Genomic DNA, 14,289 nt, shown 5'->3' on the forward strand with positions numbered 1-14,289 from the left:
TCACTCTGTTCCTTAGAGAGGGAATTGGATCTTCTCCATCCGGAGAAGCTGCTTCTGTGTTTCAAGCAAACGAGAGAAAACAGTCATCCTGATCTCTATACGCCCGTGATTTGCCGCTTGAGGGTTCCTCTGTAACCAGGCGCCAACACTTGCATCCACGGCAGCCGCTATCCGCAAAAGGTCTGGTCCGGTCTGGATAGCAGTCGATCGTGCAATCGGTTCGGGCTGGAAGTTGCTTAATTCAGAGTGTTTGTTTTTTAGCTCGTCTAATATGCCAGACTCATAGGACCACATTAAATCGATTGTCGGCCAGAGTTCTGAATCTTCTCCAAGGTCTAAATTAATCAAGTCGTTAAAAACTTGGTTTCGCATAAAGTCGTGCAGAGCTTCTTTTAGGGTCGCTCCAAATATCTGCCCAACTTCAATACGAATGCTCGGAGTGTAATGATCGCCAGTACGAACTTTGCTGCTGGTGTAGACAAATTTATCGTTGGTTGGTAGGTCCGCCACACCACTTAGTCCCTTATTACGCTTTACCCATACACTAGGCCACGCATTTTCAAGCAACATTAGATTTAGGCCGCCAACGGTGATCCTGTTGCCCTGGTAATGGAGTTTAGGATCATATTCACTTTTCACTCTTGCAAGAGCTCCGCTCTGGTTATCGGATTTTCCATAGACTCTCTTGTCCGAGGTGATACGCTTTAGTTCATAACTCAGTCCGTCCGAGTCCCAGCTTCCAATTTTCTCTAGTAAAGTGGTTGACAGGGGCTTGGAGTTAGAGGAAATGGCATTTTTGGTACTCAGTACATAGTGTTGTGTTGCACTCTCAAAATTGACAGAATCAAGCGCAAATGAAGTTCTCGGTGCAGCGAATAGCGAGACTAGGGTTTCGGTCCAATAGACAAGCGCTTTTATCCACAGAGTGTCATCAACTATGGTGCGGCCAGCTGCATTACCTCTAATACCCGCAAGCCCGCTGTATTCATAGAGTATTGACAAGATGCTACGTGGGTTCGCGTTTAAAGTTGAAATCTTTGTCTCCGGCTTGGTATTGAATTCTATATCCAGATAAGTTTCGTCTTGAGCCACTTGATCTTTACGCTCAACATCAACAACTAACGACCATTCCTTAATGCCATCTAGGTCAACTTTTAACCTCGCATCTTGTTCCTGAGAGTCCGTCACTGATACTACTGGCGATTTTGGCAGGCTCTTGAATAAAACCGGTATATTGGCTGGGGCACTAGTTGGGGCTAGAGTGACTTTTCTTGGTTCAAATAGCTTGAGCCATCGTGTGTTATCGGGGTCAATTGTCCCAACATCACCGGATCCGAAATTCACCCTCACATACTCAATGTTGAAGAAGAGGGGACTTTCAACCATTCTAGATATTCCAGCGTTTGCAACATCAAACTGGATGCACAAGCGACCACTGCTGCCATTTCGGCGCAAGGCTGCAGGTAGGAAGTTACCTTCCTGTGTCGCTTGCACACTATCGATATTTGTTTTCGAGCCTTGCTCGACATTGCCGTAGAGAAGAACTTTATCGTCTGCGATGGGAAGGCTGCTATAGGCTAGCGGGACAATCAAAATGGTGTCGAGCCCATAGAAACGGCTTATCCGCCGTTTAAGGCTATTTGAAAGATTTTCGTTGAGGACATAGCTAGCCTCCTTTATCTCCAATGCATCCTCGGCATTGTCATATATAGGCACATGGCGTACTGATAACCTTTCGGCTAACTCTTCTCGGGCTCTAGCCAATCGTACAATTAATCCAGATGTTTCCGCATTTCCAATGAAAGGTGCCAGCTGGTCTGGAGTGTTGTAATGATCAACCTCATGCAGCAGACCACTAAAAGCCGTATCCATATCAAAGTTACTGATGGTCACTTTTTCTAACTGGTCACTGGCTTGCGGCTCGCGTTTGTTGGTTGTCCAATCCCAGAAAGCCGCCCCGACCTCGGATTTGGCCGATGTCGCGAGTGGCTCGAATGCGGCAAAAGCAGCCGCTTGTTCGCTATTTGGTCGCATCGGAGTTAGCTCAAGCATCTTAGCGTCGAGGATATAAATGAGAGTCTTTCCCTTTGCATTCTCGCTGATGGCTGCGATGATCTTCTGTCGACCACTCCCGGTGAGGAAATCTTTTATCGCATTCGCTAGTCGCTCCTCTTTGGAACTCTTGCTCAAAGCTGGTTCATCGGCAATCGGTAACTCAATGCGTTTTTCAATAACTTCGCTTCTAAGGTTAGATGCATCATCATCCGTCTGACTTTCTTCCAAAATACGACCGCCAAGTAGCTTCTCATGCACGTCCTGCTCTTCACGTGAGATTATGAGCTCGGCACAGTAGAGAGCGAAACCCTCACTAGGTGCATTGCCGCTTAAAGAGAATTCAAGCCTTAGACTATTAGAAAAGTCTGCCCTGTTATGCACCACTGCTTGATAACATTCTTTGAGGAAGCGGTAGATTTTCCGTCGGTTGGATTCGGAGATGTTCTGAGTTCTGCCACCTCTGAAGCCGAGTGTTGAGAAAAATTCATATTTAGTGCCTCTATCTCGCAATTGCTGCATGCAACGCATGATCGTAGCCGCTCTTTCCAACGTGTTTTCTCGGAGTTCATCGTTCAACAGATTCAAAGCTTGCTGATCTTGTGGTGTGTTCAAACTCGCGGCATCAAAAGAAAGCGTATAAACGAACTTCTTGTCGACAACGTCATGCGAAGACTTCATGCCTGCCAAAGCGCCAGGAGCAATTAGTGGGTCATAGTAGCGGGCCAGCAGCGTCGCAGTTTTCTCGCCGCCTGGCGCGGTATAGCCCATAATGTCTCGGAACTGTGTTTTCACCTTCATGTCTGAGCCCACCGCACCATAAATGAAATGGTTGTCTTGGTCCGGAAAGAGTTCGCGACTTTTTGCATAACTTTGGTTAACAAGTCGCGCGGCTGAAACAGACCAATAATATACCCAGCCTGGTTTATAGTTATTGACAAGGTCTTTTTCGGTGACTTCGTCATCCATTGGAGTCACAGGCAGATCCAGATCTGCGGAGCGCCCTGCGTAATAATCGTTTTGCTCAATGGATACGGCCAGAAGATTGTAACGTGAGGAAAGATTTACTTCTTCAACGCCAGCGTTTTCAAGAAGGCGATCAGCTGCGCTGCTATATAGAAAGCGGTCAAATGAGGCAGGACTATTAATGAGACCGGTTGCTCCATTATATGCAAGATGCTCGCGGACCGCTTGTTCTCGTGATATTCGAAGCCCCGGTACTTTGAGTGATTGGTACTGGTTTTCGGGATTCGGTCTCTTGACCTCTAATTCCAGAACACCGGGAGTACCAAGGGTGACAGCTTTCTTTCCTACTTGCCGCAGCATCAAGGGTGCCTCAGTAGAAACATTTGCTGTAGGTTCTGCAAGCAGAAGTGCGTGAATATAAGGCGGTATCAGACTTTCTTGCCTGACTTCAGGCAATACGATCATAAGAGTGAGCTCTTGCTTGTCGGGCTCCTCAAAGCCTTTTAGGCGCATCATGTAGCCACCGCTATTAGTTTCAGCTGCATCCCAGAGAATAGAAAGAGCTGTATGACGCTCACTAGGTTGAAAGTGTGCGCGAATTGGTGCGCTGGGACGTGCGAGACTGCTTATGGAGAGACTCGTCGGATTTGGGTCTTTGGAAAGGTTGGTTCTCAGTATAAAGGACTGGCTTAAATCAACAGAGGACTCAGAAAAGGCTTCCTTATTGTCACCTACACTTTGCAAGATGGTTAAGCTCAAATCTGGATTGCTAAAGTCAATGTTTGCGAGTTGCATCAGACCCAACGAACGCCGACTTTCCTCAGGCATTCGCTCGATTTGATAAAGGTCTGATGCGCCTTCGACCGGTAACACTGGAACCCTAATTAAGGCAACCTGCTTGAAGGCATTGGCCTTAGCACCGGCAGCCATTTTGTGTTCACCATCGTGATACTTATCCAGCCTGTAGGAAATGTTGTTTTTTAGAGATCCAGGTAGTGTGTAGAGGTTAAAACTATCACTCTGGAGGAGGGACACTGGAATTTGCTCGATAAGAGCAAGGCCTTCATGAGCTCCTTCGATGAAGGGCAGTTTGCGCTCAGCAGTCACTTGACCGAAGTTTATCGGTACAGTGAGTAAATCTCGGATTGCATCTGTTGCATTATTATCCGTCTCGAAAACTACTTTCGAACTGTCGAAAGATAGTTCAATACCTGCGGGCAATGCATTTGGATCGATCTCAATCTCTATGGATCGTGCTGCAGGCAAAGGAAGCGTCTCAACATCATTAGAATTCGGATCTATCGCTGCTATGGGAATCCTGTTGCCAGAGAAGAACTGTCGGTTTACTCGCATTGAAACTTGAGGGCTCTCTTCGAGCATCTGCCGTTTCAACTCTGCTGGAGTTAAGCCTCCTTTCATATCAAAATTAGGCAACCTCTCACTTAAAAGAGCCCACACTGCTCTTAAAATAGATTCCAGATATTCTTCAAATAGGAAGTCTTCCAGAAGTTTTGATGTTTCAATATCCAGAGACTGCTGAACACCTACAGTTTTTTGGGAGTCTCGTATTCTAATATGTCGATCTTCAAACATAGTGTCTAAACGGTTTAAAAAAGTACTCGGTACCTCTCGATTAGCGAAGCCGGTGATTGTTGTCTTTGAACCATCTGACGCAATTTGGCAAGCTGTCATGTTGTGTGGTGTAAAGAATACTGTCGCGCCCCGCGGTTCTTGTTCGAATTCGGCGGACATTTCACTAGGGTCAAGGTAGTGAAGTTGAAATGCGGTATTAAGGTGAGCTTTAGCTCGCACTGCAGACCACTCGCCGCGCTCGCTACGCAGCCTAAGGGAAGCAACTGCTTGAGCACAGCCTCTGAGCAAGGCTTTATTTAGTTTTCCGTCAGACAAGTGTTCGTTGATTTTCAGCGCGCTGAATGACCAGTCAATCACGAAGCCGAGTAGATCCTTGAAGTGGCCAGTGTCTGGGCTTCCCAATCTATCCCCGTCGCCATAAGGTAGATTTAGGATCGGTACGGCGACGATTTCTTGATTATCGTTTCGCACATAATCAAACAGTGGCAAAACTTTAATTAATTTTTGTGTGCTTACGGAAGGGCTCTGGTCAAGGTTGAAGGTCACAGGTGGCGGCGGGGTATAATCTTCATACTCTGTTGGAGCATTTTCACGAAGCAGCTGAACGCCAGCGGATGTAGTGAAATACTGGTCATAGGGCACATCAGTGTTAGGGCGGGCCAGAACATAGGTTTTGCGAAATTCCTGTTTGAAGCTCAGCTGAATCGCAACCTCGATCTTTTTGCCGAAAACCTTAATCCTGAATAATACCCAGCGTATCGAAATCGAGATCAAGGCTCGAGCATAAGCTGTTGTACCTTTCAGTGTTTCGAACGAGACTCCATAGCCGATCAGCGCCTGTACATTGACACCAAAACGGGTAACAGCAAAATCAATAACCCCCCAGATTTCAGCCAAAATGCCAATCTCGGCCCAGTACTTGTGATAATGACTTGGCAGATTGCTGCGTATTTCATCAATCTTCGCTGGCTCTACTTCGTCTTTGAGTTCGATTGAGCTGAATTTTCCCCAGGTTCCTGAAAGGATGCCATAGATACTGACGTGCGCGCCGCCACGGAACATCGGCCATTCGTCAAGACTGCGGCCAATACCAAACTTACCTGAAAGCGTTAATCGTGTTACCGGCGTATAAACTGGCAGTGCTCTGCTGGCTCTACTCACTTCCTTGCGCAACAAAGGGACATCCCTGAGAGCGGATCCACTGATCTTGCCATAGACGACGCCCGCGCTGCCTGTAAAAATACCAAATTCCGCAGCGCCGGCGTTCGAATAATCAGTGAGGTTCTCTAGATTGAGACCAACATTGACTAGATAACCACCGTCAGTGTCCATCTTCATCATCACCCACGGTAGTTGTATTGTTACGGCACCGACTGAGAAGCGACTTATTTTATCAGCGAACTTCAATGTAGCTGTGTAGACGCCGAGGCGTGGCGTTGTTTGTTGGTACATGATCGAAAGACTAAGAAAGTCTTTGATGCTGCCCTCGCCCCCATACAGACCAGGCGGGTTGTAGACCGCATAGCCCTCTACAATGCTATCTGCAAAGGTTGCACCAGCACCTATAAACCACTCATAGTCTGAGTCATAAGAAAAATGGCTGTCTATTTTCTCGCGATACTCTTTTGACTTTTTTTCCCACTCGTCTTTATTATCGCCAAGGTTGAGCGTGATGATGTCTTCAATCTCAGAAACTACCTGTTGTGCTCTATCCGCTGGCCCCGTGTATCTGTATCGTTGAGAAACAAATAGGATCAGTTTGTCGAGAAAGGCGACTTTTTCGGCGGAAAATCCGGCTAGCCAGCCCATGGATTCATAGTAAGAGCGTTTTTCCTTTCCGCTAGAGCCTTGATCTGGTGCCGGAGTTAACAATATACCGGACTTAAAGTTTTTGGGCGGCAGCTTAAAGCCGTTAATGTCCATTCTGAAATCAGTGAGAGCAATAAAGCGATCATTGCTGTCAACACTCTCGAACATATCGAAATAGCCAGCTGTGAAGGTGACCGGGCCCAGAGAAATGTTAAGACTGCGTCCTCCGTTGTCTGGGAAGCGCAACCCCACAGCAAAGGAGGGGGTGTCGCCAGAATTCCAGCCCACGAGCAAATCTGCCACGAGAGAGGAATCAAAACCGATCAGACGTCCTAGGCTTCCCAGATCTAGTCTAAATTGCAGGCCAAACTTGATTTTATCCTCTTTGTCGCCTCCAAAGTTCGAGAAACCGATATCGGGAAGGCTTAGTTCATTTAAGAGATGAAATTTTTCGAACTTGAGCGGGAAATTAGCCAACAACCCACTGGGCCTGAGTTTTGGAAGACTCGCATCGATCGCGATTGCGTCGAAATTCAGATCCTCTGGCCAAAATTTTGCGGAATCAACTGGCTTCCATGTACCGCCAATCCTTTCGAATTGACCAGTGAAGTCCAGAGATATGCCATCCATTTCAATTGACTCGAAATTGATGATGTCCTTAATTCCGGGAAGATTAAGTTTTTTGAATTTAGCATCAGCGTCAATAATGATTTTGCTTGAAACCGAGCGCTTTCCTTCGCCTTGGGGTTCACTCTTAAGTGTTTTGAACTCCAAATAGCTGATGGTGAGCTTTTGGAAAAACTTTCCATTATCTTCGTAGTCTTGTTCCAAACGTCCGATAAGCTCGATTGGTCGGTCATGAATAAAGCTGTATTTGTTTATTTTCTCTGATGCTTCTGTAAGTAAGGACTCATATCGGCCTTTGATCCACAGGGTATTTTTACTAGTAAGGTGCTCGCCTTGTGGTACTGCTCCATCATTTTTAAGAGTCGTGTCTTCTCCAAACCACTTAGCAAGTTTAACTTTAAGAAGGCAGTCGAACCCTTTCACCTCAGAGTTACCGAAAAGAACTTTCAACTCATGAACTTTAAAAGAAAAATCTTTTTCCGGTGCACTGCCGTCGTGATAGCCTACGAGCCCAAAAAAGCTGCTTGGCTTCATCAATATATCGCCGTTGGACAGTTCGATTTTATTTTGGTTGAAACCTATATGGTGTGACCTGAAGCGATCTAATTCCATGCCAGAAGCTAGGCCTGCAAGTCCTTCCGGCATATTATCTAAGTCAATTTGTGGGTAAATCAGGAGCGTGCCAACCCAATCTGGGTCGTAAAGGATGTGGCGAATAAACCGATGATAATCAACATTGTCTTGGGAAACGTTGCCTTCCGGTGCTGGATTAATCTCTTCAACCCATTTTTTTATTGTCGCGTCAGTAGACTCTACTTTGTCTGATGCAAAGTAGTTCTCCTGACTATAGTTGTCCCATGTTTCCTTGTTGTGTAGGAGACTGTAAAGGGTTCCTTTTTTGTATTTCAAGACCAGAATGGGCTCCGAAGACACATCTCGTGTGCGAAACGAAGATGCTCCCGGAGCGTTTGCAAGATCTAGCGAAAAACCCCAATCGGAAATCTGTATCGAATTATCTAGATCAAAAAGTTCTTTAGAATTAATTGCTCCCTCTGATGCATCAGAATATTTGGCAGGTAGCACTAAGAAAAACTGGTTTTGACGCATCAGGTTTCGAAAACTTTCGTCTTTGAACTTTATCGAGAATTTACTAATTTCCTTCTTGATATTGATACTTTTGGCCAGTGACATCACTTCTTCGTTTGGTGTTCTAATTAGCTCAAAGCCCTGTGGTGTTACTGAGATGCCCTGAGTTCCACGCAGTCGAGCGATCTGCGGTGTCTGTTTAGTGCGCTGTTGAAGGCGATAACGGGCGAGCGTCTCATTTTGCAGCACTATAGGATCTTCGAGCCGCGGAGACATTAAGCTAGAATGCGTTGAAGTACGAGGCCTTGCAACGGTCACCGCCCCCTTGACAAACAATACTTTGCGAGCGGAAAGTACGACTTCAGGCTCGTCATCTAGTTGATAATTAAGTGTCTCAGTGGCGTTGGTGATTGAGGTCGTATGGGCAGGCTCGAATTGGACCAACTCGTCGGCTTGGGAGGACACTTGCCACCCTTGCTCGATAGCTGCCTTGCCCTGACAAATAACTTTTCCGTCTGGGTCCACAGGCGCGATATGCGCCCAAATAGTTGGAGTAGATGCCGAGAGTAGTTCACCAGTCCTGAAATCCTCAATCTCTTTTGGCTCAAGTTCAAGGTCATCACTAAAGTCAAGAATAGTACGCCGTAGAAAGGCCGGTTGCTCGTTCGCCGAAGTTATAGATACTTTGTCCTCTGTGGCCTCTCCGAGGAAATAGAGTGCAGCTGCTGGTACTCCTTTTTCTGCTATATTGACAACCTCGGTGTTCGAGACTCCAAGTTTAAGGCGTCGCGACTGAGCCGAACTGGATTCCAGAGGGCTTTCATTCAGAGGGGCGATAGGGAACACACCTGCGGGAATTATTACGCTGCCTTCACCAGCTGTATTTGATGAGGGAACGACTACATCTAGATCCCCGCGATCCTGAAAGAGTTGCTGAGGCGCTCTGATAAATCGTAAGGATTGATCTGGCCTGCCCACTTGCACCTGGATGTTGTTTCCAAGCGTATCATGCTGATTAACTGGTAAGTCGACATATGGTTTTTCTGTTGCTACTGGCTTGAGAATATCAACTTTTGATCTTTTCTGAATCTCAAGGCTTGCAGATCGAAAACCCAAGGAAACATCGTAAGGAAATAAGTCCAACTCCCCTTGAACAAGAAAGCCTAGACTTGGGCTCTGATTTTGGAGGGCGACAATCTTATCCCTGTCAAAAATTTGGATTATGTCTCGGCGCGAACGCAAACCAAAAATGTCAGAGCTCGAACTACCTTCGACAAAATCACCACGAAAAAGAGCTTGGGAAAGAGTCTTGTCAGCAAAAAGTTCTACTTTTGAAATTCCTTCAAAGGAAAATACACCACGTCGCAGGTCAAGAGAAAAGTCAATATGACGGAGGCGCCTTTCGCCATAACGATAGACAATGTGCTTTGCAGCAAGCGAAACTCTAACCTTCTTAAAGATGAGGTTTGGCTCAGGCGAATCCTCGACGGTGATCGGGCTTCCTTGATACGTCTTGATTTGGGATTTTGCCAGATGGCTTATAAACTCGCTGCGCGGGGCTTGCTTCCAGTCTGAGTTTCTCAAAAGCCAGAATCTGGGGCCATTATTCCATATAAGAAACGCATATTTTTTGCTTTCCCCTTCAATGTGACGAATGGCTGCATCGATATCTCGTTCCAGATTTACTGTGTTTTTGTCAATCTTGAGGAGTTGTAGGAAAAAGCTTTTGTCTCCAGCTGTGGCTGAATTTCGCAATGCTATCTTTAGATTTGGAATCCGATCTCCTGCTGGGCTTACTGCTGGGACAAACAAAGTGAGGAGGTTAGGATCCGCAGAGCTATCGGTCTCTAGAACAAAACCGCGCGAAGATGCAAAACGTTTTAAGGCAACCATGTCAATTCATCTCCTGGAGCAAGGGGAAGGGCAAGCTCGTCAAGAGACTGGACCCTGTCCAATTGGATTTCTACTAGGCTACCTGCACGGCGACGTTTAAGAGAGAGTGTCGAAATCGCGCGCTGAACCAGGTCTGCCTCGTTATTTGGTTGTTTCGATTCCGTTCCTGTTTCGGCGGCACGTGCTTTCATGACTTCTTCAGAAAGCCTGAATTTCTCGTCAAGGATATTGAGAATAGTTACGCCAGTTCTGACCCACCGAAGTTCGTTATCTAAATAGATCGGGATCTGGGTGAAAGGTCTAATGTTGGAGGGTAAGGTAAGGTCATGGAAATAGGCTTTCGAGGCATCCCAACTCTCGTCCTGAATGCTTAACCACCTCTTGACCAATTTATTAACGCACTCATGAAATATTTCATGAAATGAACCTTCACTAACACACTCGATATCACTTCTGTCATTCCAATCATCAATGTCGTCATTAGGGTTGTAGCTTGGCTCATAAGCATAGTGCTGCTGCACAAAGTTTCGTAATGAAGAATTTTCGAATAACAGCAGTATATTGGAGCGTCTAGTAGTGGGGAGATCATGATAGAAGTAGCTCAGGTCTTGATCATCTTGAACCAGAATTGTCTGCTTGTAGTTTGATGTGAACATGAGGGCGAAAGGAAAACTTGAAGTCCTGTTGTTTGTCACGCGGTCTAGAGGTGCCCAATAATCAACCCTTCCTGGATAGTTAGAATGATTAAGTGGGGGGTAATAAACTGCGCTGTCGCCTTTGTCTATCCAACCGTTTCCGAAAGGCGTGATTGGGTCGAAACCAACAAAAAAATTGGCAGGGTTAAGCGCATCGGCTTTAGCACCAACGATACCAAGCCAAAGCCTACATGATAGAGCGCCTGGCACTAGAGCACTAATCCTTGTATCTCCGCCCACATTCCTAAAGTGCTCGATTTCAATCAATGAATCTCTGGCAGCCTCCCATTTGCCTTCGGATGCTTTTTCAGCATTTGCGACTTTCACCCTAGCGGCACCGATTGTTAAAGTTGAATCTCTGGCGACGATTGACACATCACCAGCAACAACAAGAGGGTCTGCTTTGTCCTCCATAGCGTTCGGCAAAAGGTGCCTTGCTGTTTCGACTGTGATCGTTGTATCACCGACTTCAATCGATACACCGCCAGCAGCATTACTCTCCTCAAAATTTGACCGCAAAAGGCCTCCTACCACTACACCTCTATTAAAGCTATAGCTTTGAAAACAGATTTTTTTTCCAGGATCGATCCGTTCAATGTTGTGGGGTATGGAGTCATCAAGCAGTCGTTGATAAACACCTAGATCTTCAGTGAATACCCTTCGCGGAGTTTGAACAAGTGTACCTAGCCGGCGTTTCATTTGCTCACGGTCCGCGAGCGGAATAAATGCACCCTGTGATCGATCTAGGCCAAGACTTGCCGTGAGTTGTTTTGTTAGGTATTCCTCAATTGCACGGATTGAATAGTCTTCGAAACAAGTTGCGCCTACATCTTCAGGGCAGTCGCATAGATCGAGCCACCTAATAGCTTGAAGTTTGGGATCTCCCGAATCGCTTATTGTGCGAGGGATTGTAAATCGTGCTTTTATATGAAAGCGTCCAGTATCTTGTTGTTCTATGCTAATTCCTGAGTTGCTAAAGCACTTGGAAAATTCGTTCTGCGTATCCCTGTAATCCCTAATCATTGAGCTTGGCCAGAAGTCGCTTGAACCACCCTTAGAGCCTTGAATTACCGTCACGGAACCGAAGTCAACATTAATACTATTTCTGAATAATGAGTCATGAAAGGCGTCGGCGTCCATTGTAGTGCCGACCATGTTGTTGATTACGACCTCTGATCGGATAAGTCGACTTGAACTGTAGGTACATCCGAATAGAGTCAGTGATGTGATAACCAACAACCAAGCAAACACTGGCAATGAGCGGGTTGGTTTTAAGGCAGCATGAGCAGATGTTTTTTCAAGGAGCATTCCCTTTCCCCAGCAGATGCATATGCGAACACAGGAATTCAACACTTGCAGCTTACGAGGCGATACGGCTTCCATGCCTTTGGAGTAGACAGGTTATGCTCGCTGCGAAATCCGAAATTTGAAACGAAATATTATAACTACCTAAGGTTGTAGCAGAACCAATCTTTGTCAAGGTTGATAACAGCATATTTTTTGGGCTGCAGTTCTGGGTGCATTAAGTTGGGATTAGTTATCACTTGAAATGCAAGGTTTATTGTGTATTCAACGTTATTGTGTTGGCAATGCAAGTAAGTGCGTTTAGAGATGGATTCGAAACATCATGCAGGGCAGGATAGTGTAAGTTTCTAGGTCGTATCGAATGACCAGATCTCATGTTACCTATTTGGCGTGATCAAGGTTGTTTGCGAACAGGTAATTATTCTAATTGGAACTGGCTTTTGTCAGGGGAGACTTGAAAAAATTTATGCTACTCAAATCACAGAAATAAAGGAACTCAACGCAAAACCCCTTGGCTGAAAAATCACGTCAAGGCGGTACTCACAACTCAGGAAACTGTCATATCAATTAAAGAGGTATCACTGCGCGCCCATTTGGGTATCTTCTTCTACACTTTCAACGTCTTGGATCTGCTTTACGACATGTATATTGTTGGATTGCGTTATCCCAGTCACGATTCCTAGATCATCCATGACCCTCTCAACCGTAAAACCGCAAGCAGCTAAACTGGATATAACCTGCGCTATATCACCATCGTTATGTTCTTTTAGAGTAATAACATAACGTTTTTTCTGGCCTAATTTCATTTCAGATACTCACTAGGTATTAGCCTAGTGAGTATAATTTGCTTGTGTTGATTATTAAAGTGGCAGGCTTACAAGGGGCATTGAACAATACCTGCACCAACGTCCATAATGCTATGCGGAAGTGGTTCGGCATGACGTGTTAAGTGTTGCCACAAGTCTGTTCCTCTTAAATCTGGGTATTTTTCACATATCAATGCCGCCACTCCGGCTACGTGTGGTGTCGCCATACTAGTGCCACTTATACTGTTATACATACCTGTTAGTGGCCAGGAGGAGAATATGTTAACCCCCGGTGCTGCAATATCCACTTCTCTTCCTGATTGTGGGTCCTTACCGGCATTTGAGAATGTTGCTATACCCAAGTCTTCATCTAGAGCAGCGACTGACATAATAGACGGGCAATTTGCAGGAGAGCTAACGGGCTCTCGATATCGAGGTCTTCCGCTGTCATTGCCTGCGGCGGCTATTATAATGGAACCGTGCTCTAAAGCTCTTCTTCCGACTCTTTCGTATGCTGGAGAATAGCCTTGTCCAACCCTTGTCCTTGAGCCAAGTGACATTGAAATAATTTCGCAGCCCTGGTTGATGGCCCATCGCATACCATCCAATACCCAGCTAGTTGAGCCGGAGCCTGAATTGCTTAAGACCTTGCCAATATAAATATCCGCATCATAGGCAACTCCATAGCGTGGCCGGGTCGCTGTATGTAAAGGTCCACAGGCGGAGCCAATACAATGGGTGCCGTGACCATTTCTATCCTGTACATCTTCATTGCTTACAAATGACTTGCTAACTAAACAGCGATTAGAAAAATCTGGGTGATTCAAATCCAGCCCCGTATCAAGAACCGCGACTTTTATTCCCCTTCCACTGTAACTAGTGTTGGCATTAATGGCCTGCATTCCCCAAGTTGCCATCTTAGTGTTTTCATACTTTGTGTTTACTGGAATATGAGGTATTTCTTCAGAAGTTGAATTTGCGTCGGTAAGGCGTTTACGCATTTGAGTGATTGCTGCATTGGCTCCACTATACAAACCATCTTTTAGGCCGCTTAGGTAATCGAGTTGAGACAGCGCAGTCATGATTACATCCGGCTCAACAGATTCAATGTCGGGGTTATTAGTGAGTGAAGTAATTTGACTACTTTGTTCGTTGTTGCTTTTTAGCACTGCTATGTCAAATTCTTCTATGTAGACACCGTCAGCGTCACTCATAGCTGCAGAGCAGCTCGTGCTCTCATCCGCATAATCAGATGTGGAAGCTAATTTCAAGCCTAGACAATTTGTAATGGTGTCAAGGTTCTTGGCTTGTCCCGACCTATCACTAAAGACTACAATGATGTTGTCCAACTGATTAGCATGAATTAAGTGGTCATAAATACTCATATAATATTTCCTTTTATCGTTGTTCGCTTTTTAGGTCTATCGCAACAACGTTCACTCCTGCGACTGTATTAA

At 45.7% G+C, this 14,289-nt stretch carries 4 protein-coding genes; all 4 read right to left on the reverse strand.

Annotated elements, in window-relative coordinates:
• Positions 1 to 12: 12 nt before the first annotated feature.
• The 4 genes from ABEA14_RS01585 to ABEA14_RS01600 all read right to left on the reverse strand — a co-directional run bounded on the left by ABEA14_RS01585 (position 13) and on the right by ABEA14_RS01600 (position 14,217).
• Positions 13 to 10,026: a hypothetical protein gene (locus ABEA14_RS01585; protein ID WP_345338053.1), complete on the reverse strand. Its 10,014-nt coding sequence runs from the start codon at positions 10,024 to 10,026 to the stop codon at positions 13 to 15.
• A complete protein-coding gene (locus tag ABEA14_RS01590) occupies positions 10,014 to 12,029 on the reverse strand; it encodes a hypothetical protein (protein ID WP_345338054.1) in 2,016 nt (671 codons plus the stop codon). Before ABEA14_RS01590 ends, ABEA14_RS01585 begins: the two co-directional genes overlap by 13 nt.
• Positions 12,030 to 12,604: 575 nt before the next feature.
• Positions 12,605 to 12,832 carry a hypothetical protein gene (locus ABEA14_RS01595; protein ID WP_345338056.1) on the reverse strand — a complete coding sequence of 76 codons (228 nt, stop codon included), beginning with the start codon at positions 12,830 to 12,832 and terminating at the stop codon, positions 12,605 to 12,607.
• Positions 12,833 to 12,900: 68 nt separating this feature from the next.
• Positions 12,901 to 14,217, reverse strand: coding sequence for a S8 family peptidase (locus ABEA14_RS01600; RefSeq protein ID WP_345338057.1), 1,317 nt, complete (start codon positions 14,215 to 14,217; stop codon positions 12,901 to 12,903).
• Between the last annotated feature and the right edge of the window lie 72 nt (positions 14,218 to 14,289).

Source organism: Corallincola platygyrae (genome assembly GCF_039544265.1).
Lineage (GTDB): Bacteria > Pseudomonadota > Gammaproteobacteria > Enterobacterales > Neiellaceae > Corallincola > Corallincola platygyrae.

Bases quoted from the DNA above. Each gene is read 5' to 3' on its own strand.
- ABEA14_RS01585 (WP_345338053.1), bottom strand. From the start codon at position 10,026: ATGGTTGCCTTAAAACGTTTTGCATCTTCGCGCGGTTTTGTTCTAGAG.
- ABEA14_RS01590 (WP_345338054.1), bottom strand. From the start codon at position 12,029: ATGCTCCTTGAAAAAACATCTGCTCATGCTGCCTTAAAACCAACCCGC.
- ABEA14_RS01595 (WP_345338056.1), bottom strand. From the start codon at position 12,832: ATGAAATTAGGCCAGAAAAAACGTTATGTTATTACTCTAAAAGAACAT.
- ABEA14_RS01600 (WP_345338057.1), bottom strand. From the start codon at position 14,217: ATGAGTATTTATGACCACTTAATTCATGCTAATCAGTTGGACAACATC.